Origin of the sequence: Propionimicrobium lymphophilum DSM 4903 (assembly GCF_000423485.1) — a bacterium.
GTDB lineage: Bacteria > Actinomycetota > Actinomycetes > Propionibacteriales > Propionibacteriaceae > Propionimicrobium > Propionimicrobium lymphophilum.
Genome location: NZ_AUIB01000001.1, coordinates 547196 through 569167, shown reverse-complemented (window position 1 = coordinate 569167; position 21972 = coordinate 547196). Strand labels below are relative to the sequence as shown.

The following is a 21972-nucleotide window of genomic DNA, read 5'->3' as shown; positions in this document are numbered from 1 at the left end:
ACCGATAACAAGAGTTTCAAGGAAGCCCAGAAGCGCCTGAAAGAAGATGGACTCAAAGAGTTCACCCGAGACGAGCTGAACAAGCTGCTCCCAGAAGGACTACAGAAATAACCCCCTCGCCAGATACCCGCTAACGCAAGCCCACCGGCAGCCCCCCCCTCAGCCGGAAATGCGCGCCAACCCAACGAACGCAACAGCCACAAGCGCCAGATCGCCGAGACTCCAGCACGGCAGCAAACAGCCCTAAACGCGATAAAACCACTGGTCAACAGGGATTCATAAGCTCATGCGGCTTTTATCATTTTCGACGTCTAAGTATCTACTAGGCCGTTTCGCTAAAACTTCCGCTCGCCCTCTGGGACAATCTTCAAGCCAAAAGACGAATCAGCCATAGTGTGTTCACCTCATTCCAACACGTGTTGGCTCGTGGAATAATCGGAGACATGGATGATTGGCGCCAAGTGGTTATCGAGGCGCTTTCTGCTGCCCGCATGTATCCTTACCTGGAGCGCTGTAATGGTAATCGCAAGACGGCTCTAAACCTGTATCGATGGCATGGTGAATTGACTGCAGCTGTGCAAACCGTCCTCGGAAACACTGAAGTTATTTTACGTAACGCTATTGATCAACAGCTGCAAACCTGGAACCAGGCGCAAATTCCAGGAACAGACAGTTGGCTACTACATGAACCTGCCGCGCCTTTGCGATCTCTCAGTGCTGCGAAGCGTAAAGATGCGCTCCGAAGAGCTAAAGCCCAGGCCGCGAGGAGGTCAATAGATCATCACCGCTATGACCAAGAAGTTACCCACAATGATGTGCTAGCTCAGATCATGTTTGGTATGTGGCGAGACTTGCTTCCGAACCATTTACCAGGGGCTAATCCCAGGCTTCGCGCTAATATTAACCGGGCACGATTATGGAATGAGGCATTGCGCGACGCGTTTCCGCACGTAAAAGACGCAAACGGAGAAGTAACGTTTTGGCGAGTAGCTCATCTGCATCGGCTACGAAATCGGGTATCTCATGTCGAACCATTGCTAAACGTGGACGTGAAAACCCAGATTCAAGAAGCTTTCGATCTTGTCGCTTCTATCAACCCTGTGGTGGCAGATTGGCTAACGGGTATCTCCCAGGTTAGCTCGGTAATGGCCCGTAGACTCGAAAAGAAATGAGAAGAGAGCCTAGCAGCGCTTGCGTCCGCTAGACCCCCCTAAGACATGATGAGAGACCTCGTTCCCACCTTCTGCACCTTCTACTTTACCACAGCACTCGTCGGAGATTTGTGATCCCACAATCTCCTGCAGGATTATATTAACAATCAACCAGATCTATTGGCTCACCCACGGTGTTTTCTTTCTGTAGGAACCTCCTGTTGGGGGGGTGATCTGTTTTTTCTCGGTCATTCTTAGCTTTAGGTGCGTGTAAACGAAGGGCGTGGTTACTAGCTGGGAAACCAGTAAAGCCAGAAGTCAGGCGACGGTTAATTCGTATAGATAATAAGCGTGGCGTGGTCACCCGGGATATTGCTTTTACTTCTCGCTCTGCCGCAGCAGCCATAGTTCTAGGCACCTAAGCCAATGGTAGAGCGCTGGTTCAATGATGAGGGACAAAGTTATGCAGCTTGGGGAGGAGAGTAACAACTCCTAGAAAATATCTGGCGAATAATCCGCAATATCGATTGAATAGTGGTGGTAGGGGCTATCGTCCTCGGGATCGGGAAATGACCAAACCTCCCATCTAAACCTAGTTCCGGGAGCAGAATCTGTACGCAGCGATGGCAGACCGTCATCTGCATCGCGCTCCGTTCGCTCAGCGGACGCGAGAAGACGTCGGCCCTAACCGAAACGAATAGGACAAGCTTTTCTGGTGGTTTTTAGTGTCGCGCTCTTTGGGGCGTAGCTAGTTTCTAAGACCCATAGTTTTTCCTTTCTGGTCATGGAAAAATGAGTATATGCAAAGGTGGAAAAGACGCGACACGTGGGCAAAACTGGGCGCGCTTTTCGCCTGCTATCTTTTACTGCCTGCGCTTGCTAGAGCCGCCATCGGATTAGCCAATGCCTCTGATTTAGGCATGATGGCGTTTATTTTGCTGCTTTTCATAGCGTTTCCTCTGATCACTATCGCGCTAGCCGCCTGGGACGGAATCGCGGAGGGCTTCACTGTTTTATGGATAGTGATGCCAATTCTGTTTTTCATTGCGCCCATGCTCATCTTCTTCAACGAATCTGCGCTGATCTACGGAGGGTTCTATTCACTGTTAGCAGTAATAGCCAACAAGATCGGCAGCTTGTTTCACTCAAAGGCTCACAGCACCAACAGACCCCGCGAATCATAAACTGAGCTCGAGTCTGGGGTGTCGCCGTATCCTATTGCCCCATCCAACGTCATGATGGTGGCGACGAATCCGTCAATTTTTCGATGGATTTTTGCTTGTCAAGCTTGATGTTGCCGGCAGGGTCGGTGCGCACCTGAATGTTACTTAACCTAATGCTTACGCACACGCATTGGTTATCAAATCCGACGTCCAAATATCCACTTTTCCAGAGCCCAAGGGCTCTGGATTTTTCCCTTCGTTTACTATTCATTTCCAAATTCTAAATGGCTAAAACCACCGCCAAAATCTTTAAGGGATCCTTGCCGGCTAGGATTGAGGAGAGATTTTTTCCAACGGAAAGGTGTCTGCCGTGCCAAAAGATATTGACCTGACCATTTCTCCTCTACCTCTGCCTAAGAGGATCCTCGCACTGTTTACCGCGGCCATGGCCGACGAAGCCGCTCCCCTGGCCGACTTAGCTGGCGAAACCGGCCAGCCCGTGAACACCGGCGCCAGCGGGTATCTGCAGCTTTACCAGATCGGCAACGAAGTCATCGGTCTGCTGCGCACCGGCATCGGGTTGGTTAACGCCGCAAGCGCCCTAAGTGCTGCCCTGCTTTACGTGACACCGAGCTACATCTTCTCCTGCGGCTCTGCTGGCGGTCTGGACGCCAATTCCCATATCGGCGATGTAAGCGCTGGCGCTTCCTGCGTCTTCTCCAGCGCAGATGCCAGGGTATTCGGCTACAAGCTCGGCCAGGTACCAGGAATGCCCGAGAGATATTTGGCCGACCCCGACCTGCTGACTCGGTTCGAGCAGCTATCCAAGAAGCTAAAAAAGACCAATCTTCGAAGCGGCCTATTCCTATCAGCTGACAAGTTCGCCAGTGTGGAAAACGCTCTCGAACTGCGCAAGAACTTCCCTGAAGCCATAACCGTTGATATGGAATCAACCGCCCTGGCCCAAGTGGCTTACGGCGCCAATATTCCATTCCTAGCGCTCAGGGGAATTAGTGATCTTTGCGGACCGACCGGCCACAAAGATAATGAGGAGCACGCCGGTGATGTATCGCGGCTCTCCTTCCTAACAGCCATGACCCTTATCGGTCTGCGCGATCCTGAAGAGTTCGACGTCTAACGCCTCGGCGTGCTGACGGCCGCTTAGTGAGAGTAGATTTCAGACCACTCGTCGCGGTGGTCCAGCATCCGCTGAGCGGCCTGCTGCGCGCCCTCTAGCGAGTGGCTAGCGCCCCAACCGCATTGCACCTCGTTAGCAGCCGGCACCTCGGTCATCTTTGTGATGTCCTTGAGGGTCTCCTCAAGAATCTTGAGGAAATCGTCATACTCGATACCCAAGGTCATGGCGTAGAAACCGGTCTGGCAGCCCATAGGTGAGAAGTCGATCAGCTTGTCGGTGTGGTTGCGCATGTGCTCGGCCACGGAGTGCTCCAAAGAGTGCACAGTCGGCATCTCCAAGTGATCCGCGTTTGGCTGAGTGAAGCGCACATCGTACTTGATTAGCTGGTCACCGCCAGGCAGCGTCTCCTGGTGTGCGACCCTGACGAACGGCGCCTTAACTTTGGTGTGGTCTAGCTGGAATGATTCAACGTTTGTTTGTTTCGTTTCCATATTCCCTAGTCTTCCGCAATTACCCAAACTGTATTTACTGAAGCCGCGGCAGAACAGAAAAATGCAAACGCCGAGCACGGTGGTGGCCGATATTTTCGACTAATTGCCCAGGATTATCGATGCCCAGATCTCTCGCGCACCCGCAGTTGAGCCAAATTCACGAATTACGAAATGGCCTTAATTGGTAAGGCGATCCTGTGCCTTGAAGTAGCTCATTCTTCTTTGGAAAAATTCTAGCCTGAATAAGATAAACAGTGTCATCCAGCTACCAAGGAAAGGAAGTCTCGCATGGCGGTAAAAGACAACGGACCAGAACCCTACAGCTTCGATCTTGAAACCGAGACCAAAAAGAACGATAACTACCGCACCACCGCTTGGACTGGAAAGTTCCTGCAGGTTACGCTCATGTCGATTCCGGTCGGCGAATCAATCGGTCTTGAGGTGCACCCTGACAACGACCAGTTCCTGCGTCTCGATGCAGGTAAGGGTAAAGCGGTCATGGGCGATGCCGAAGATAACCTCACCTTCGAGCAGGAAGTCTCGGACGGCTGGGCCATCATGGTTCCCGCCGGCAAATGGCACGACATTATTAACACCGGCGATGAGCCGATGAAGCTCTACGCAATCTACTCCCCCTCGCATCACGCGCAGGGAATCATCCACAAGACTGCTGAAGAGTCCGAGGCCGACGAAGAGTCGGGCAAGGATGTTCCGCCCGAGTGGACCGTCCAGCTGGGCAAGTAAAAACGCTAAATAAAACAAGAGGTCGGGTTGTGCTTTCTCCACAAGCCGACCTTTTTGGCAACAAAAATATTTTCACCCGAAACCATCAACACCCCTTCGACTAGGAACTTTGCGATCATTCATCACCGCAGCTGAGCCTAATAGCGATAGCAACCAGTTAATTGTTAGGTGCCAGCTATTGCGCCTTCAAAAAATCCTGGCGTAGTGTCTCCTGCGTGTCAGAGTTGAGACGACACCCGCGCAATCACGCATCTGTGATTCTTTACGGGTTTATCACCGCACTCGTTTTGGGTACGGCGTTATTAATGATGCCGATGTCCACCGTCCACCCCGGTGGGCTGCCACTTTTGCCGGCACTGTTCACTGCCACCTCGGCACTATGCGTCACAGGATTAACGATCGTTGATACCTCAAGTTACTGGACCGTTTTCGGCAAGGTAGTCATAGCCTCGCTGATCCAGGTCGGCGGGTTCGGCGTGATGAGCTTCGCCACCATTTTGGGACAGGCTGTCGTCAGGAGGGCAAACCTGAACGCAAACCTCGTAACCGCCGCAGAACGACGATCTTCGATGGGCGGGATGGGCGTTCTCTTGCGTCGCGTGGTCCTGGTCAGCTTCGCCGTCGAAGGTGTTGTAGCAGCCGTACTAACAGGAAGGTTTCTGACTCTTGGGTACAGCTTTTCTAGAGCCATCTGCCACGGAGTTTTTCACGCGATTTCTGCCTTCAATAATGCGGGATTCGCGCTGTATCCAGATAATCTGACCCGTTTCGCGGGTGATTGGTGGATCTGCGTTCCCTTAATGTGCGCCATAATTATCGGAGGCCTTGGTTTCCCGGTGATCTTTCAGCTCAGACACAACCTGTTTAAGCCCCACCGCTGGAACCTGAATACGCGCATGGTTCTCGCAGGAACGACGGCTCTTTTACTTGGTTCTTCACTGCTTGTGACGGCCTTCGAATGGTCAAACCCTAGAACTTTGGGCAGACTCGATAACTCGAGCGCAATCCTAGCTGGCATTTTCCAGGCTGTTCAGACCAGAACCACAGGATTCAACTCGATAGATATATCAGCAATGTCGGATTCGACCCTATTTGCGATGGACATGTTTATGTTCATCGGCGGCGGTCCGGCAGGCACTGCGGGAGGAATCAAAATAACCACGCTTTTTGTGCTGTTAGCAACAGTTTTTTCTGTAATTCGTGGGCGAAACGATGCAAGTGTGTTCGGCAAAGCAATATCCCCAAACGTGATTCGCCAGGCAATCACCGTGGTCATGCTAAGCTTCGGATTAGTTGCGACAGCCACACTGGCCATTCTTCTGTTAACAGATTTCAACCTTTCAGAAACACTATTCGAGGTGCTTTCAGCTTTCGGAACGGTGGGGCTATCCACCGGAATGACGCCGCTGCTGAATTCCCCTTCGCAAATAATTCTTATTTCCCTCATGATCGTTGGCAGATTGGGCCCGATCACGGTCGCCACTGCGCTGGCCTTCGCACCAGCATCTTCGGCGATCTCGCTTCCTATAGAAAGGCCGATCATTGGTTAGATTCTCTAAGCCCACCTACGCCGTACTAGGTCTGGGCAGATTCGGTAGCGCTGTCGCCAGAGAACTCATGTCGGACGACTCGGTGGTTGTCGGAATAGATATCAACGAGACAGTCGTTAATAGAAACAACAGTCAGCTCAGCCGGGTTATTCAGGCAGATTCGACCGACATAGCTTCCATGGAAGAACTCGGCATCGCCGAATTCGACGCGGTGATCGTTGCAATTGGCGGTGCGCACGTCGAAGCATCCATTCTCACCTGTTCGCTGCTGATCGACATGGAAATGGAAAACTTGTGGGCCAAGTCTTCCGGGACAGCCCACGGCAGGATCCTCGACCAAATTGGCGTGCCACACATCGTCTACCCTGAGGTAGCGATGGGCAGAAGAGTCGCACACATGGTACGTGGTTCTAATCTCGATTACGTCGAACTGTCGTCTGACACTGCGATTGTGCACACGATGGTTCCTGAACGTGTGGCAGGAAGGCTCAACGAGGTTGAGTTATGGGATCGCTACGGGGTCAAGGTCATTGCGATCAAGCACGACGACAAATGGAACCCCGTGCTAGGAGAGGTGGAATTGGTTACCGGAGACCAGGTACAGATTTATGGTGACTCGAAACGAGTCGAAAAATTTAGCCGCCTAGCCAGAAAATAATCGACTTTCTAGCAGAACCGTTTTTTCTCTGACAGCAACTAGAATTATTTCTTTACTTGTTAGGAGAACCAATGCGGATTGAACAGGCAACCGATAACTTTGACCAATATTTGAGGCTGCGCACTGAAGTTTTTGTCAAGGAGCAGGGTGTGCCTGCAATGCGAGAAATCGACGAGTTCGACACGCTTGAGGCAAAACCCGTCACGCATTTCGTCTGCATCGACGGTGACGAGGTTGTTGGCACTATCCGGGTTAATTTCCCCGAGGATGACGCAAAAATCCCGACCGTTTATCTGCAAAGAATCACGGTCAGAAAAGATCATCGCGGTCTTGGCGTAGGCGCGGCGATGATCAGGTTCGCTGAACGCCACGCAGCGAATAACGTGGTTGAAGAGGGCACAGACCAAATTCGGTTCGAGATCGGCGGACAGGTCGACAAGGTCGGCTTTTACGGGCTCTACGGTTACGAGGTTTACGGCGAACCGTACGTCGATGGAGGGATAGACCATCGCCACCTAACCAAAACTGTTAGCGTCGAATCCCTCACCCAACCTTGCGAATACACACTCGACTACGACTGGCTCTGGCCGCACAAGAGGGCCACTGAGATCGCGAAGCTGCGCGTCTACGTGCACCTTCCCGTCCCGGGAGAGGCTGCGAAACTGGTTGACGCTTTCGCGAAGTCACTGCCTGCTGACGAGAACGGTGTTCGTGGCTGGGGCGGTTGGTGTGTTGCCGAAGCCAAAACGCCCATCGAAACAGAGGCCGCGATCGAGATTATCTCGGCCGGAGAGGACGTCGCCGATAGCATCCAAGACGGTGCTGAATCGCTCTTTGATGCCGCACAGAAGAAGGACGCGCTGCTGTACTACGTTCAGCTACCGCGTTAAAAGGGGCTCGCCTGCGCTTTGGGAACAGGCGAGCTCACAACGGTTAGTTTTAGGCAGTTTTGGCTAGTAACCCATGCTTCGGTGCAAGCACCCAAGTGATCAGAAATATCGCAGTCGAGGTCAGAACTATCGAGCCGCCCGCGGGCAGGTCTACCGCCCATGAGAGGTAGCTGCCTACTACTGCGCTAAGGGCTCCGATGAGCGGAGCGAGTGACATCATAACGCCGATGCGATCAGTCAAAAGCCGGGCAGTAGATGCTGGCGTCACGAGCAATGCAAGCACCAAAATATTGCCCACGCTCTGAACCGCGATGACCACTACCATCGTGACCAGCGAATAGAGCAGCAAATCCAGCCAAAAGACCGGCAACCGCGAGGCTTTTGCCGATTCGCGATCAAGGCTTACAGCGATGAGTTCCTTGTTGAAGGCCAACGCAACCACGAAAATCACCAGCGCTGCGACAAGGACGCCCGTCACGTCAGAATCAGATATTCCCGTTATCGAGCCGAACAAGAACGATTGCAGCGAGCCGGAATATCCGGGCGCACGGGACAATATGACGATGCCGAGCGCAAAAGCGCTGACGAATAGGATGCCGATTACCGAGTCTTCTTTCAAGCGTCTGTTTTGGCTGAAAATCGTGACGAGCACGGCAGTCGCGAGGCCCGCCGCTACCCCGCCGAGAATCAGCGAACCCTGCAGGACGAAGGCGATCGCAAGGCCGGGAAAAACCGAGTGAGCGACGGCGTCACCGATGAACGCCATGCCGCGAAGCACGACGTACGTGCCGATGAAACCGGCGATCAGCGAGCAAGCGACCGTAACGATCAGCGCCTTCGGCAGGAAAGAAAGAAGCGGGTTTGTCAGATCCTGAACAAACTCGATCGGGGTCAATACCTGAAGGCTCAGCATGTGATCGCCTCGCTTACGAGCACGCCCGCGTTGCGAAGAATCGTCGAGGTTGGGCTTACGCCGAATGTTCTAGACCAGACCGTTGCGTTTCGAACTTCGTCCGGGGTTCCGTATGCGACAACCGTTTTATTGACCAAAGCGACCTTGTCGGAGGTTTCCATGGCCTGAGCCAAATCGTGCGTTGCCATGAGTATGGTCATTCCCTCGGCTCGCAGTTCTTCGAACATTTCGGTGAGCATCTCTTGGGTTGGCATGTCAATGCCGGTGAAAGGCTCGTCAAGGATGAGGAGCTTGGGATAGGTCGCCAAAGCTCTGGCCAGCAAAACTCGTTGGCGCTGCCCACCGGAAAGTTCTCCGACCGGCCTGTCGGCAAGATCGCTCATCTTCACCTTCTCTAAAGCAATCTTTACTGCCCGATAGTCGTGTTTTTTGGCCATCCGGAACCACCCGATCTGGCGAGATCTGGCGCTCAGCACGGCATTGGAAACAGAGATCGGAAAGTCCCATGCAAATTCGTGGCGTTGCGGAACGTAACCGACCATTTTGTACGCTTTCGCAGGCAATTGGCCGGATATTAGTATCTCCCCGCTGTGCGGAACCAACCCAAGTATCGCTCTGATCAGTGTTGTTTTCCCCGCGCCGTTCGCCCCGATCACGCTGACCATCTCCCCTTGGTTAGCTACCAAGTTTGCATCGGTGAGCACCCTGCGCTTGGCCAGGTCTACATCAACGTTCTTGACTCTTAAGATCTCAGGCTGCATTCTTTGCCCTCCGTGCCTTAGCTGCCACGAATGCAGTTGCCGCCACGACTACTACCGCGCACGCCGAGATGATCAGCCACAAAGTTACGGGATTACCCTCAGACTGCTCTTGCGTGAGTGATTCTTGGTTTTTGGGAGCCACGGTCTGGGAGGAATCGACCTCTCCGCTAGCTTCGTCACCAACTGCGAAGGTAAGCGATGCCGGAACCTCGATTTCGGAGCCGTCTTTAAGTTTCGCGTTAAATGCCACATTGAGTCTGTAGTTTCCCGGCTTTGTGAACACCCAGTTTGCGTGCGTGTGAGTGTTTGCGTCTACCCAAAACTCTTGCGGCAGTTCGCTGGAATTCCATAGCTGGGTGATGCCGTCGAAACCGTTTTGCAGGAATACCGAAACGTTGCCGGGGCCACTCACCGAACGCAGCTGAAGTTTGCCGCCACGATCGAGCTGCTCGACGACAGCGGGATCTTGGGTGTTCCAACCGAGCCAAATGACAGACGCGATTTGGGTCTGTGGAACCACATAGGCCTCGCGATTCTTATCTAACTGCAGGAATTCGTACTCTTGACCTTCGGGAACTTCCATCTTTGCCGCGTCGGAGACTCGCATGACCAGATTATTCGGGTCCCTCCAAACGGCTGGGGTTGAGTTATCGTCGCGGGCAAGTAGCTTCCACTCGCCGTCTACCACCTTAGGGCCGAGATCAATATGTCCTACGTTCACCTCAGCATGTTCAGCACTCACCTGCTCCGAGCTCACAACTGTTTGATCAAGCGGATCTGCCTCATCGGCCGCAGCTGGCACGATGGACATAGAGATTGCTAATAACGCTGCAAAAAATATTTTCTTCATCACTTTTCCTTGGAAAGACAGCTGCTTATCTGGTCTGCGTTGAAACGCATCAGATCTTCGTAAGTGGACACCCGATCGTCGAGGGTGTCGGAATAAATGGTGCAAACTTTGATGTCCTGCTCTTCAGCGACTTGATGCAACACCGAGGTGGATTTCATGACATACGGCTCAACAAACACCGCTGGGGTTTTGAGGTCGAAAAGAGTCTGGGTGAGGCGTTGACGCTCAGCCATGCTAGGTTCGATCGACGAGTTTGCTGACACGTATCCGGCGATCTTCAACCCATACCTCTTGGCTAGGTACGCGTAGCCGTCGTGCGTAGTAACCAGGTTTCTGTTTTCCTTGGGCACCTCGGATACTTTTTCTGTCACGTACTCGTCTAACCGATCGAGCCTTGCCAAATATTCGCGCTCGTTGGCCCGGAAGTATTCCTGATCGCTGGGTGAGATCCGGCAAAGCGTGTCAGCGATCGTGCGAATGTACGCCTTTACGTTGGGCACGCTCAGCCACATGTGCGGATCGATCTCGCCGTGGACGTGGGCGCCGAGCACCGCCTGCGGTAGCTGATAGACAAGGTCACCGGGTGAGCCCAAAAACCTATAGCTTGCCCCTGCGGGAATTTCCTGGAGAGTCTTGGAGGGCACGGATAGCACAGCCTCGTCAGCGGCAATTTCGCGCTGAGTGGTTTCACCGCCACCCTCTTCGTCGACCAGCAGGTAGATGCTAGATTTTTCCAGATCTGCAGTGACGTCGACGTGACCGATGTCGATAACTTGTCCGGCTTCGGGCTGGACGCCTACTGCAAATGTGACGTTCTGCCGAACGACTTCAGAGCCATCCTTTTTTACAGCGAACGTTGCGACATATTTTCCAGGCTTGGTGAATGCCCAAGACATGTGGGTGTGCGCACCAACGGGTAATAAAACTGGACGTCCACCGTTAGCATCGCCAGATTCGAAGAACCTTTCCGGTTTTCCAAAGGTGCCGGTAACGTATCCAAACATTTGCCCGGGACCTTCGACTCCAGCCAGCTGAAGCTGGGCCTCGCTAGAGCGATCGCTGGAATCGCCCCGCAACCGCAGACCGAGCCACAAAGCGTCCAGGTGGCTGGATTCGACCAGGGGTATGACCTCTGCCCCGTACTTCGTGGACTCCTCGGCAATGGAGATGTTGGGCACGTCTGGCAGTGTCGAGTCAAGCGTCTTAATCACGGAGTGTGGCTCCAGCATCAGGTAGTTTGAGAATGCCGCATCGGCATATGCGATATCTCTGTTGGTGCGCAGAGACGGCTCAAAGGTGTGCGGATCAGCGCCGGCTGGCACGATCGATTTCACGCTAACTCGGTCGCCACCCACCTGCCTGACCAGATCGGCGAGGATTGGAGTGGTGGTAACCACTGACGGCGTCTGAGACTTGGTTGGGGTGGCTGCCCCGCAACCGGTTAAGAGGATTGCGAGAACCGCCACCAGCAGTTTCTTCAATGTCATGGCTTCACGTAGCGGCGGCCAAGAATCGAAGCACCAATTACGAGGGCTGCGAGTAGAGCCGCACCCTGTCCGGCGGCCGCTCCCGTCGAAGGTAAGTTTCCGGCTCCGAGCTCGCAGACCTCGCCCGAGGGCGTGCGTCCCAGTTTTTTGCCGTCCTCGGAGACTAGCGGTTTACCGTCTTTGGCTGTTGAGCCCTGGACTGTGGGAACTTTTGCTTCTGAACCTGCGCTGAAGTTCAGAACGGTCTTGGCGCTGAGTTCCTCGCCATTCTTGCCCTTTGCAGTTGCGGTAAGCGAAACCTTGTAGTCGCCGGCTTCGGTAAAGGCGAAGTTCGGGTGCATGTGGGTGTTCTTAGCCACCGTGTAGCTAGTTGGCCCGCCTACATTGTCGAAAATCCTGTCTCCGATACCGCCACCGAAAGTGCCCGATGTGAACGCAGCCATCTTGCCCGGGCCCTCCACGGAGTCGAGCTTCCAGGTGATCGTGCCTTCTGTCAGCTCGACGATGGACTCGTGCATGGTGTTGAAGCCAAGCCAGGGCACGCCTTCCTGTTGACTGGACTGGATCATCCAGACATCCTGACCGGCTTTGGAGATGAAACTCAAAGCATCTGGCGCCTTCAGCTTGGCCTGGTCGCCGAGCTGGAATGCCACGGAGGCAGGATCCACCCAGGACGCAGGCTGATTGCGATCATCCTTTAGCGAAGCGACTAGCTTTCCGTCTTCGATTCGCGCCCCGAGGTCGAAGTGACCTTCAGTGGCAACGGATCCGGCGCTGCTAGCGCCCTCGACAGGCAGACATACCTCTTTAGCCGCTCCCGCAGCCGAACTGCCTGCACTACCGCCACCTGTGGGCGCTGCGCTACCGGCCTGTCCGACTTTGTTCAACCCGTCAGTCGAGCCAGAAGCTGACCGATCGCTACTTCCGCCAACCACTACCCTGTTAGTGTCGCCGCTCTGCTGATCGTCCTTTCCATTAACAGTGAATTTTATTTTCGCCTGCTTGGTTTTGAACTCTCCGGAAGCGTTCGTGCCAAATGCCTCGACACCGATCAGGTATTCGCCTGGCTTGGAGAATACCCAGTTGTTGTGCATATGTGTCGGGCTCTTGGCAATTATTTCGCCCGCCTTATCCGACGAGGCAATCATCTGGACATCGTCAGAGACGTCACTAGTGAAGGCCCACCATTTGCCGCCTTCAGGAGCAGAAATTGAGGAGATGCGAAGGTTCACACCATTGGGGTATTCGGAGTGATCAACACGCTCGGTCGAGAAACCGACCCACGGAACTCCGTTTATCTGCTGCCCGGAAATAACCCACAAGCTTGTGCCGTTATCGCCTAAGAAGTTGTAAGACTTAGAAGCAAATACGCCCTTCTGGCCAGGCCCCTTAATCTGAACTGCGTGCCTGTTGAGCTCGATGTTGACGCTCTCAGGTGCGCGAAGCACGGTCTTGTTCGCGTATTGACGAGAGTCGTCACCGATAGCAATCTGCAAGCCAGATTCACCAGGAACCGGCCCAATATCTAAGTGACCGTTATTAATCGTGACCTGCTTGGCATCTAAACCATTAGATTGCTGATTTGCTTCAGCAGAAGCGCTATTGCCGTTACTTTCGGGATTGTTCTCAGATGGCTTCGAGCTTGAACCAAATTGGGACTGATCTTTTGGGCCAAAGCTAAGAGTCTGGCTGCCCTGTCCGCCTTGCCCTTGCTCAAAATCTACGCCGGATCGGTAATCACTGGGGTGTGGAATCAGCTTAAGCCGAAGCGTCGTTTCCGGTTTTTGGCAACCATCAGACGGCGCTAAATAGGTTCTATGACCTGGAGAGGAGACAAATTCAACATCGCAGTCCACGTATTTGTCCTCAGCCTTGTTGAAGTATCCACCTTTGACGTTTACCGTCATGCGATCGTCCGCCGGCTGCACGGTGATGTTAGAAAACTTGTTGCTCTCAGTCTTTGCGCTTACGCTGACTTCCTTAGAACCGTCTGAGAAGCCGGGATTGTTAAATTCGGGTGCAGGATCCTGGCTGTTCTTCTGCGGAAATTCACCTAGCTGATTAGTGGACGTAGTTGCCTGCCCGGTTGTGTAGCTGACCGGCGCAGAAACCCAGCGCGGGCTGTCGCCCGACTTCGGAACGTAGACGACCTGGAAGTTGGAGGTCTGAGAACCGATCATCTCGGTCCACTCCGCTGACCCGTCCACTACGGGCACCTCAGCTAGGTAGTAGCCATCAATGTAGAAGACAGCCGTACCCTGATCGGAAGCATCAGAGGTGGTGAAAGTCATCTTGGTCAGCTTGTCATCGCCATCTTTTTCCAATTTGTCGTTCTTGGAAAGCGTGAACTTCGGGAAGAAATCGCTCGACTCGTCGGCCGATGAAGCGTTGTAAGCGGCAGCTACATCGCCTAGGTCTTCTGGAGACGGCTTCGTCCCACCAACCTGCCAAACTAGTTTTTGCGGTGTCGAAGAGATCAACCCGTGATTGCCGCGGGCGGTAGCTTTGTACATTATTTCGTATCGTCCAGGACGGGTGAATGTCGTGTTGTTGTGAGTGTGCGAACCAGCATTCATGAACGCAGAGCGCATCCCCACATCGTGACTGGAAAGCATCCGTTCTGCTTTATCCCAGCCTGGACCATAGCGGAACATTTCCATTCGTCCAGGACCGTCGAATCCAACCATGTCGAGGGTAAATGCTTGATCGCGGAAGTTCTCAATCGGGACTGCCGTGTCTGCCCCGAAACCTGCCCAGATCGGGTCTTGCGCGTTTGCGCTTGGGTTTTGGGGAGCCAGATAAAGCAGATCTCCTTTGTTACCAGCGAAATCCAGCTTGCTACCGTCGCCCTTCGTTATCTCGTAAAAATATTGCTGTTGTGCCTTCGAGGAATAGCCCTTCCCAACCCACAGAATCGATTGTTCTATGGGAACAGGGTTTGGCCCGAAGTTGGTCTTCAGGGTGAAATTGTTAGCCGAACCTTCCCAAAACACCTTGGGCGCGTCGACGTGACCCTGAGTTGCAACGAGCAAATCTGATTGTGCGTGCGCTAACGGAGCAGCACCTATCGCCACACAAGCGGCTATCACGGCGCATGCCGTTTTCTTGAAGCTGAGCACTAGCAGCCTTCCTAAATGATAACGATTCTCATTATTGATTAATGAGAATCATACATCTCGGTCATGTCAAAGCAAACCCCAAGAAAACAAATTGAGGGCACGGAATACTCGGGCCCTCAATATAGCTAGTTGTTTAGTTTTTCTTGCGACACAGCGGCGCGAACCCACCAGTTACTCTGGGACTGTGAGATTTTCTACCCGCGCTCCTCACCTTCAGCCAAATTCGATCAGCATTGCGCTCGAAAGCCACCAAGGCACTCTGGTCAATCTAAGTGACTCAAACCCCACACGGCATGGCTTCTGCTCAAAAAGCGCGCCAGGTCTTTATCACGCCGAGGCGAGGGGCGACTTAGCCTCAAGAAAACTTTTAGCGCAGTTCTTATCGAACCGCTACCGCGGTGAGGTTGACCCGAACCGCCTTCATCTACTGGGTTCAACTTCGGCGGCCTACAGCTGGCTGATTAAGCTTCTTTGCGACCCGGGAGACGCGGTTCTCGCGCCAAGGCCCGGATACCCACTCATTAGCAACCTGGCCGCTCTGGAGTGCGCGGAAGTACTTGACTACACGATGCATTGGGACGGGTCATGGTGGATCGACACGGCCCAGTTAGAAACGCTCGCTGCAGAAAACCAAGAAAGACTCAAGGCCCTTATTGTCATTAACCCAAACAACCCGACGGGCTCTTACCTGGCCAAAGACGAACGAACCAAGATAATCAGCATTTGCCGAAAATACCACCTCGCGCTGATCGCCGACGAAGTGTTCTTCGAATACGAGCTGAACGGTTGCGGGCAAAGGCTTGCCGGCGAGGATTCCGTACTTACTTTCGCCCTAGATGGGCTCTCGAAAAACTTGGGCGCGCCTGGCGCCAAGCTAGCCTGGCTGCAAACCAGCGGGCCAAAAGAGCAAGCCGACGAGGCGCTGGAACGCTTGGACTTAATAGCCGATTCTTACCTGCCGATGAGCCAATTGATTACTGCGCAATTGCCAAATCTTCTTGCAGAAATCCCCTCACAGCAGAAAAGGATAGGTCAGCGCACCCGGCGAAACCTCCAGACCTTAAAGGAAATAGTCGAGCTCAGCCGCACGGGTACGATTAGCATATTGTCTCCCGAGGGCGGCTGGAGCGTCCTCTTACGCTTCCCTTCGTTCATAAATGAGGAGAACTTAGTCTTGGAGTTGATCGAGAAGCATCAGATAACAGTCCAGCCCGGCTACTTCTTCGACCTGCTGATCGACGGATTCGCTTCTCTTTCTCTACTGCTAGAGCCGAAAGTATTTCGACATTCCTCAAACACGCTGGTCATGGCTATAGACGAGATTGTCGAGGCTAACTCTTAATTGCGGCTTTAATCGCGTCCAACACTTCCTGAGCCGATTGGTTGGTTAGCGAGGCGAAGGACAGGTAATACCAGTGCTTTCCTCGGCCCCGTGCGTCACTCAGCGAATACGAGGCCAAGGAGGGCAATCTGATCCCTTGCTTTGCCAGGATCTTGGCGATCTTGGGGTTTTCAAACTTGGCCAAGAAGCTCAGACCGGAGTTCGTGTTCAGCACAGGAATCCCCAATTCCTCAAGTTGATCTATCAGCAGGTCTCGCACCGAGCGATACGCCACCCTTAGCCGAGATACGTGCCTTTCGAAGTTTCCGTCCTCGAGGAACTTGGCTAAAACAAGTTGGTCTAGTGCGGAAACGGAATTGGAGAAAAACGAGAGCTTTTCGGCAAATTTTATGCTTAGGCTTTCCGGGAGAACGGCATAAGCGATTCGCACTGCAGAACCCAACGATTGAGTGAACGTATTCAGGTAAATCACGCGATCAAACGCGTCGATTGATTGCAGCGACGGAATGGGCATACCAGAGAACCTGAATTCCCAGTCGTAGTCATCCTCGATGATGTATTTATCAGTGCCTGCCCAATTCAGCAGTTGCTGGCGACGACCAATCGGCATCACGACTCCGGTCGGAAATTGGTGGGACGGGCTGACATGAATCACGTCAACGTCAGCGCTGGGCACTGCAGCGCCCGCTGCATCCAGCTCCAGAAACTTCGGAGTCACCCCGTCGGCGCGATAAATCTTGTTCAGCCTCGGATATCCAGGGTTCTCGATGGCGTATACAAGATCACGACCGAGCAACTGCACGAGAGTTGTATAAAGATACTGTGCGCCCGCACCAATAATGATCTGCTCACCGCAGACGCTCATCCCCCGCCCCCCTCGAAGGTAGTCAGCTATTGCCTCCCTAAGCCTGGGTAAGCCCTGTGGCGGGAGCTTGCCCAGCAAGATGCGTTCAGGTTCATGAGAGACTACTTCGCGAACGGTCTTCGCCCAGCGGGAAAACGGGAACAGATCTGGCCTGTTAGCGCCCTTAGCCAGATCTATTCGCCAGTTTTCCTTTTCCATCATCACCTTGGCCTTCGTAACCGGAAGCTTCTTCTTGGGCGCTCGCATGTTTTTGGCAACGAAAAACCCGGAGCGAGGCTTCGAAAATAGATAGCCCTCAACGATCAGCTGCTCCAATGCGCCCTCAACAGTGATCACACTGACTCCCAAGTTCTTTGCAAACGACCGCTTCGAGGGTAATTTCTGGCCAGGGATAAGCCCTCCCTCTTCTATGTCGCTTCGAATCGCGTTATAGAGCTGCTCATAAAGAGGAGCGCCCGATTCTGGTGATAGTCGATAGGTCAACATCAGAATCTGACCTTAAAAGAACTACCAAATCTGGACATACCAATAAGGCTAACTCGCGATACGGTTTGTGCAAACCCAAATTTTCAAGGAGTAAAAGTGACACGCTGGTTCGATCCTTCCAATAACCCCTCATATCAATTCCGTGGAGGCGTCATCATGGACGTCACCACCCCCGAGCAGGCGGAAATTGCTCAGGGAGCAGGCGCTAAAGCAGTCATGGCGTTGGAGCGGATCCCCGCAGACATTCGCGCGGCCGGCGGCGTTTCGAGGATGTCTGACCCCGGCATGATCTCCACGATTCAGAAGGCAGTCGACATTCCGGTTATGGCTAAAGCCCGCATCGGCCACTTCGTAGAAGCTCAAATCCTCGAGGCAATCGGCATCGATTTCATCGACGAGTCTGAGGTGCTCTCCCCCGCTGATGACGTCTACCACATCGACAAGACCAATTTCTCCACCCCATTCGTGTGTGGAGCCCGCAACCTTGGCGAGGCCCTACGCCGAATCGCTGAAGGTGCTGCGATGATTCGCACCAAAGGCGAAGCAGGAACTGGCGACGTGGTTCAGGCTGTTCGCCACATGCGCACCATCAACGAGGAGATCGCCCGCATCGGCTCCCTACGCGAAGACGCTCTGTTTAACGAGGCCAAAGAGTTGGCCGTTCCCGTGGAGTTGCTTCGCTACGTTAGAGACAACGGAAAGCTCCCGGTGCCTAACTTCTCCGCAGGCGGTGTAGCTACTCCTGCAGACGCTGCGTTGATGCGTCAGCTCGGAGCTGAGGGCGTTTTCGTTGGTTCGGGTATCTTCGCTTCCGGCAACCCGAAGAAACGCGCCGAAGCGATCGTCAAAGCGGCAGAAAACCCAACCAACTCCGAACTGATCGCCGAGGTTTCAAAGGATCTGGGCGAGGCCATGGTTGGCATCAACCCCGACGAAATCAAGGTGATCATGGAAGGCCGCTAGCCCTCCTTCAATTCCCCTTTCGAGCGATGAATCGTTTGAAAGGGGAATTTTTAATCTCTGGCGCCAGATAATCTTTGACCAAGTCAGGAACCTGAATAACTCACCCAAAAACGAATTTTCTCAAAGGATTCCAAGAGGGTAAATTTCATCCCCCTCTTCTCGCTCTCAGATAATTCACAGATTATAGTTTTGCTAGCAAATTGATAACAGCGGTCTTCTATTGAACGCGTCTTCATTAGTCCACATGGATTTACAGGCAGGTTAGGTATGTCTAGCTCATAGAAGGTACTCAACCAGGACAAGCCCGATGTTGGCTACAACAATGCTCAAAGGAACCGACACATCCAGATGATCGCCAGCGCCGGCTCCATCGCTACGGGCTTTTCCTTGGTGCTGGCGGACGACTAGCTCAAGGTGGTCCGGCGCTAGCAGTCTCCTACGCGCTTTGCGGATTATTCGCGCTTACCATGTTTCGTGCTCTAGATAATCTGACTGTGCACCGCCCGTCCTCGGTCTTATCGGCGTTCTGGTCAACTACATCTACCCCACCGGGGCATTCGAGATAGTTATAAGCCTCGCAGCCATCGGCATCGCGCGACCCTGGATCTGATGGACTCCATCTTCGAAGAGGACGTAGAAGAAGAGAAAGCGGAGTAAAAAATGGATATTCAGGTGATCTACACCGGCGGCACCATCGGAATGGTGCCGTCTGATAAAGGCCTAGTTCCAGGCATTAGCGACGAGGAAATGTCGAAATGGTTGAACGGGTTGATGGAAGGCTCAGAAATCACGGCCAAAATCCGGCTTAAATCGCTGGACCACCTGATCGACTCCTCGAGTGCCACTCCGCATGACTGGCAAACTATCCTCGACACGATCGAAGAAAATCCTGCTGATAGTTACGTGATCCTGCATGGCACGGACACCATGAGCTACACGGCTGCGGCGCTTTCTTTCGCACGCGCCGGGGACGACACCCCAGTTGTTCTCACCGGATCCCAGTTGCCGCTGATAGCCGCGGACTCTGATGCGGGCAAGAACGTGATCGGCGCGATCACCGCAGCGTTCTCGCCTAAGACCAAAGGTGTCTGTCTTTACTTCGGCGACTACCTGCTGGCGGGTAACCGAAGCAGTAAAACCTCCTCGTGGGGTTTCAATGGGTTCGAGACTCCCCTTGCGCATCCGTTGGCTATCGCCGGCGTACCCTGGCGTTGGGCGGCACACTCACAAAGCCGCGATACGCAGCCGCTACCTTGGGGTAAACCAGCTCCGTACCGTCAGCACGACGTCGCGATGATCGACCTGGTTCCTGGCATCACCGCCCAGCGGTTACGCGCGCTGTTGGCGCCCGCTCCGGAGGCGGTCATCATTAGGGCGTACGGCATGGGCAACTGTCCCTCCGTCGAGCCGGGTTTCGTCGACGTATTAGCCGAAACGGTTGCCTCAGGTGTGCCTGTGGTCATTTCTTCACAGTGCCAACTAGCCGACGTGGCCTTGAGCACCTACGAGGCAGGTCGAGTGCTTGCCCGCGCGGGATGTGTTGGTTCAGCCGATATGACGCTCGAGGCGACCTACGCCAAGCTGATCTTCCTACTCTCGCAAGGAATGAATAGCGAGCAGGTTAGACAGTGGCTAGAAAAGCCAATCTGTGGCGAACTTTCCTAAAAATCGGGGCTGGAATTGCCAGCCTCGATTTTTTATTCCGGACGGCTCCAATCGCCAGAGCGGCCGCCGGATTTGTGAGTTATCTTGCAATCCGTTATAGCTGCGGAGCGATCCACGCCCTTAACCATGTCCACCACAGCTAGAGCCGCCACCGCGACCGCGGTTAGTGCCTCCATCTCAACGCCAGTTCGATCGGCAGTTCGGACGGTGGCGGAAATCCAAACTCGATCGTCGAGCAGTTCTAGATCCACCTGCGCACCGTGAATCCCTATGACGTGCGCTAGCGGCAGCAGCTCTGGAACCTTTTTCGTAGCGGCGATACCTGCCACGCGAGCTACGGCAAGCACGTCACCCTTGGGAACGGTGCCGTCGCGCAAGGCAGTCATGACCTCCCGGGAACAAGTCACAGAAGCGACAGCCGTGGCCTCCCTAACGGTGGGCTGCTTTGCGGTGACATCGACCATCCTGGCGTCACCGGCATCGTTCAAATGGGTAAATCTCATTAATTTCCTCCGAACCACAGAACAGGTATTTCTTCGCCTGCGTTGATCTGAGCAACTTCTGCTGGAACCATCGCTATACCGGTTGCCCCGAACGTGGACGCAACGAAATGCGACTTCGACCCACCGTGGCTAGCGGGCAGCACCTTACCGTCTTTAGCGATGATCGGCATCAGCTGCACCCTGCCAGGCTTGCGCGCCCATCCTGCCCCAACAGTTCGGGGTTCGAATAGTTCAGTGAACGGGCGGGGCGTCACCCCTTCGATCTTGTCCACCAGTGGCTTGCCAAAAAGATACCAGGAGACGAGCACGCTAACCGGGTTGCCCGGCAGACAAATGACTGGCTTGCCTTTCAGCTTTCCAAATCCCTGAGGCTTGCCTGGCTGCATTTTTACTTTGCAAAATTCGATTTCTCCGAGGCTTTCTTTAACCACGTCGAAAGCCCCCATCGACACCCCGCCGGCAGTCACGATCATATCGACGTGATCGATTAGTACACGCAGCTGCTTTTCGAAGCCTTCCGGGTCGTCGCCGTGGTAGGCAAGCGGCTTAGCGATACCACCTGCCTGGGTGACTAGCGCGTTCAGTAAAACGATGTTTGAATCGGGTATCTGACCAGGCGCCAGATCATCTCCTGCGTTACGAAGTTCTTCTCCTGTGGTGACGATGCCAATGACCGGGCGCCTGACGACCGAAACCTCTCCATACCCGACGGAGACGAGCGCAGAAAGATGGCCTGGACCAAGACGTGTACCAGCCGGAATCAGCGGTTGCCCCGCCGGCACGTCTTCACCACGCTTTCTGACGTTAGATCCAGGCCGAACCGTCTGAGTGAAGGTCACAAAAGAGGGCGCCTCGTGACGCATGTTTTCGTCTGATTTTTCGGTGTGCTCGACTTGTATGACGCTGTCGGCTCCCTTTGGTATGGGTGCACCTGTCATGATTCGCATGGCAGTTCCCGCTGGCAGATCGGGTACTTCAGTAGACCCAGCGGGGATGTCCCCCGTCACTTCCAGGCTCAAGCTGTTAGCCACGTCGCTAGCCCGAACGGCGAAACCGTCCATCGCGGAGTTTGTGAAAGGCGGAACAGCAAACCGAGTGCTCACGTCTTCGGCGAGGATTCTACCGAGCGCATCGAAAACCGGCACTTTCTCCGCAGGCAGCGCCTGTCCCAACGCGAGGACGTCGCCGTAGTGTTTTTCTATATCCTTCATAAGCACTCCTTTGGGTCGTGTT

Annotated in this window: 19 protein-coding genes and 1 pseudogene; 11 read left to right on the top strand and 9 right to left on the bottom strand. The window is 53.9% G+C overall.

What is annotated here, in order from left to right; all coding sequences use genetic code 11:
• Positions 1 to 443 precede the first annotated feature (443 nt).
• The 3 genes from G556_RS0102600 to mtnN all read left to right on the top strand — a co-directional run bounded on the left by G556_RS0102600 (position 444) and on the right by mtnN (position 3452).
• Positions 444 to 1172: a hypothetical protein gene (locus tag G556_RS0102600; protein WP_036915705.1), complete on the top strand. Its 729-nt coding sequence runs from the start codon at positions 444 to 446 to the stop codon at positions 1170 to 1172.
• Positions 1173 to 1951: 779 nt separating this feature from the next.
• A complete protein-coding gene (locus G556_RS0102595) occupies positions 1952 to 2335 on the top strand; it encodes a hypothetical protein (protein WP_028821651.1) in 384 nt (127 codons plus the stop codon).
• Between the two features lie 349 nt (positions 2336 to 2684).
• Positions 2685 to 3452, top strand: a complete 768-nt coding sequence (gene mtnN / locus G556_RS0102590) for a 5'-methylthioadenosine/S-adenosylhomocysteine nucleosidase (protein WP_028821650.1) — start codon at positions 2685 to 2687, stop codon at positions 3450 to 3452.
• Between the two features lie 23 nt (positions 3453 to 3475).
• Here mtnN and G556_RS0102585 read toward each other — a convergent pair whose 3' ends face one another.
• The gene (locus G556_RS0102585) at positions 3476 to 3943 is read right to left on the bottom strand and encodes an S-ribosylhomocysteine lyase (RefSeq protein ID WP_024110556.1); all 468 of its coding nucleotides are present in this window, start codon (positions 3941 to 3943) and stop codon (positions 3476 to 3478) included.
• Between the two features lie 288 nt (positions 3944 to 4231).
• On the opposite strand from G556_RS0102585, the gene G556_RS0102580 reads away from it, so the two are divergent.
• The 4 genes from G556_RS0102580 (at position 4232) to G556_RS0102565 (ending at position 7785) form a co-directional block, all read left to right on the top strand.
• Positions 4232 to 4687 (top strand): cupin domain-containing protein, encoded by a 456-nt coding sequence (locus tag G556_RS0102580; protein WP_016456367.1) that lies wholly within the window; start codon positions 4232 to 4234, stop codon positions 4685 to 4687.
• A 215-nt stretch (positions 4688 to 4902) separates the two neighbouring features.
• Positions 4903 to 6237 carry a TrkH family potassium uptake protein gene (locus tag G556_RS0102575; RefSeq protein ID WP_028821649.1) on the top strand — a complete coding sequence of 445 codons (1335 nt, stop codon included), beginning with the start codon at positions 4903 to 4905 and terminating at the stop codon, positions 6235 to 6237.
• Positions 6230 to 6895 (top strand): potassium channel family protein, encoded by a 666-nt coding sequence (locus G556_RS0102570; RefSeq protein WP_028821648.1) that lies wholly within the window; start codon positions 6230 to 6232, stop codon positions 6893 to 6895. Before G556_RS0102575 ends, G556_RS0102570 begins: the two co-directional genes overlap by 8 nt.
• 71 nt (positions 6896 to 6966) lie before the next feature.
• On the top strand, positions 6967 to 7785 hold the full coding sequence (locus G556_RS0102565) for a GNAT family N-acetyltransferase (protein ID WP_028821647.1): 819 nt from the start codon (positions 6967 to 6969) through the stop codon (positions 7783 to 7785).
• 49 nt (positions 7786 to 7834) lie between these two features.
• Here the strand turns inward: G556_RS0102565 and G556_RS0102560 are convergent, their stop codons facing one another.
• The 5 genes from G556_RS0102560 to G556_RS09980 are packed head-to-tail and all read right to left on the bottom strand — an operon-like array spanning position 7835 to position 14915.
• Positions 7835 to 8698, bottom strand: a complete 864-nt coding sequence (locus G556_RS0102560) for an anchored repeat-type ABC transporter permease subunit (RefSeq protein WP_036915459.1) — start codon at positions 8696 to 8698, stop codon at positions 7835 to 7837.
• The gene (locus G556_RS0102555; protein ID WP_028821645.1) at positions 8692 to 9459 is read right to left on the bottom strand and encodes an anchored repeat-type ABC transporter ATP-binding subunit; all 768 of its coding nucleotides are present in this window, start codon (positions 9457 to 9459) and stop codon (positions 8692 to 8694) included. Before G556_RS0102555 ends, G556_RS0102560 begins: the two co-directional genes overlap by 7 nt.
• Positions 9449 to 10309 carry a choice-of-anchor M domain-containing protein gene (locus G556_RS09985; protein WP_081675485.1) on the bottom strand — a complete coding sequence of 287 codons (861 nt, stop codon included), beginning with the start codon at positions 10307 to 10309 and terminating at the stop codon, positions 9449 to 9451. Before G556_RS09985 ends, G556_RS0102555 begins: the two co-directional genes overlap by 11 nt.
• Positions 10309 to 11796 (bottom strand): anchored repeat ABC transporter, substrate-binding protein, encoded by a 1488-nt coding sequence (locus G556_RS0102545; RefSeq protein WP_024110780.1) that lies wholly within the window; start codon positions 11794 to 11796, stop codon positions 10309 to 10311. Before G556_RS0102545 ends, G556_RS09985 begins: the two co-directional genes overlap by 1 nt.
• The gene (locus G556_RS09980; protein ID WP_155941719.1) at positions 11793 to 14915 is read right to left on the bottom strand and encodes a TIGR03773 family transporter-associated surface protein; all 3123 of its coding nucleotides are present in this window, start codon (positions 14913 to 14915) and stop codon (positions 11793 to 11795) included. Before G556_RS09980 ends, G556_RS0102545 begins: the two co-directional genes overlap by 4 nt.
• Positions 14916 to 15099: 184 nt before the next feature.
• On the opposite strand from G556_RS09980, the gene G556_RS0102535 reads away from it, so the two are divergent.
• Entirely contained in the window at positions 15100 to 16257 is a 1158-nt protein-coding gene (locus tag G556_RS0102535) for a pyridoxal phosphate-dependent aminotransferase (protein WP_028821643.1), read from the top strand.
• On the opposite strand, the gene pdxR is transcribed toward G556_RS0102535, so the two are convergent.
• Positions 16247 to 17608: a MocR-like pyridoxine biosynthesis transcription factor PdxR gene (gene pdxR, locus G556_RS0102530; protein WP_081675484.1), complete on the bottom strand. Its 1362-nt coding sequence runs from the start codon at positions 17606 to 17608 to the stop codon at positions 16247 to 16249. The two genes, G556_RS0102535 and pdxR, sit on opposite strands and share 11 nt — an antisense overlap.
• A gap of 96 nt (positions 17609 to 17704) precedes the next feature.
• On the opposite strand from pdxR, the gene pdxS reads away from it, so the two are divergent.
• From pdxS to G556_RS0102520, 3 genes and pseudogenes are all read left to right on the top strand, one after another.
• The gene (pdxS, locus tag G556_RS0102525) at positions 17705 to 18571 is read left to right on the top strand and encodes a pyridoxal 5'-phosphate synthase lyase subunit PdxS (RefSeq protein ID WP_028821641.1); all 867 of its coding nucleotides are present in this window, start codon (positions 17705 to 17707) and stop codon (positions 18569 to 18571) included.
• A 297-nt stretch (positions 18572 to 18868) separates the two neighbouring features.
• Positions 18869 to 19083, top strand: a pseudogene (locus tag G556_RS11685) (L-asparagine permease); the annotation flags it as partial.
• Between the two features lie 148 nt (positions 19084 to 19231).
• A complete protein-coding gene (locus tag G556_RS0102520; RefSeq protein WP_016456381.1) occupies positions 19232 to 20236 on the top strand; it encodes an asparaginase in 1005 nt (334 codons plus the stop codon).
• A gap of 32 nt (positions 20237 to 20268) precedes the next feature.
• Here G556_RS0102520 and moaC read toward each other — a convergent pair whose 3' ends face one another.
• Positions 20269 to 20739: a cyclic pyranopterin monophosphate synthase MoaC gene (moaC, locus tag G556_RS0102515; protein WP_028821640.1), complete on the bottom strand. Its 471-nt coding sequence runs from the start codon at positions 20737 to 20739 to the stop codon at positions 20269 to 20271.
• Entirely contained in the window at positions 20739 to 21950 is a 1212-nt protein-coding gene (locus G556_RS0102510; RefSeq protein ID WP_028821639.1) for a molybdopterin molybdotransferase MoeA, read from the bottom strand. Before G556_RS0102510 ends, moaC begins: the two co-directional genes overlap by 1 nt.
• Between the last annotated feature and the right edge of the window lie 22 nt (positions 21951 to 21972).

Excerpts from the sequence above, each read along its gene's own strand:
- G556_RS0102545 (WP_024110780.1), bottom strand. The coding sequence starts at position 11,796 with ATGACATTGAAGAAACTGCTGGTGGCGGTTCTCGCAATCCTCTTAACC.
- G556_RS09985 (WP_081675485.1), bottom strand. The coding sequence starts at position 10,309 with ATGAAGAAAATATTTTTTGCAGCGTTATTAGCAATCTCTATGTCCATC.
- G556_RS0102595 (WP_028821651.1), top strand. The coding sequence starts at position 1,952 with ATGCAAAGGTGGAAAAGACGCGACACGTGGGCAAAACTGGGCGCGCTT.
- G556_RS0102510 (WP_028821639.1), bottom strand. The coding sequence starts at position 21,950 with ATGAAGGATATAGAAAAACACTACGGCGACGTCCTCGCGTTGGGACAG.
- moaC (WP_028821640.1), bottom strand. The coding sequence starts at position 20,739 with ATGAGATTTACCCATTTGAACGATGCCGGTGACGCCAGGATGGTCGAT.
- G556_RS0102565 (WP_028821647.1), top strand. The coding sequence starts at position 6,967 with ATGCGGATTGAACAGGCAACCGATAACTTTGACCAATATTTGAGGCTG.
- G556_RS0102520 (WP_016456381.1), top strand. The coding sequence starts at position 19,232 with ATGGATATTCAGGTGATCTACACCGGCGGCACCATCGGAATGGTGCCG.
- G556_RS0102560 (WP_036915459.1), bottom strand. The coding sequence starts at position 8,698 with ATGCTGAGCCTTCAGGTATTGACCCCGATCGAGTTTGTTCAGGATCTG.
- G556_RS0102600 (WP_036915705.1), top strand. The coding sequence starts at position 444 with ATGGATGATTGGCGCCAAGTGGTTATCGAGGCGCTTTCTGCTGCCCGC.
- G556_RS0102555 (WP_028821645.1), bottom strand. The coding sequence starts at position 9,459 with ATGCAGCCTGAGATCTTAAGAGTCAAGAACGTTGATGTAGACCTGGCC.
- G556_RS0102585 (WP_024110556.1), bottom strand. The coding sequence starts at position 3,943 with ATGGAAACGAAACAAACAAACGTTGAATCATTCCAGCTAGACCACACC.
- pdxR (WP_081675484.1), bottom strand. The coding sequence starts at position 17,608 with ATGTTGACCTATCGACTATCACCAGAATCGGGCGCTCCTCTTTATGAG.
- G556_RS0102580 (WP_016456367.1), top strand. The coding sequence starts at position 4,232 with ATGGCGGTAAAAGACAACGGACCAGAACCCTACAGCTTCGATCTTGAA.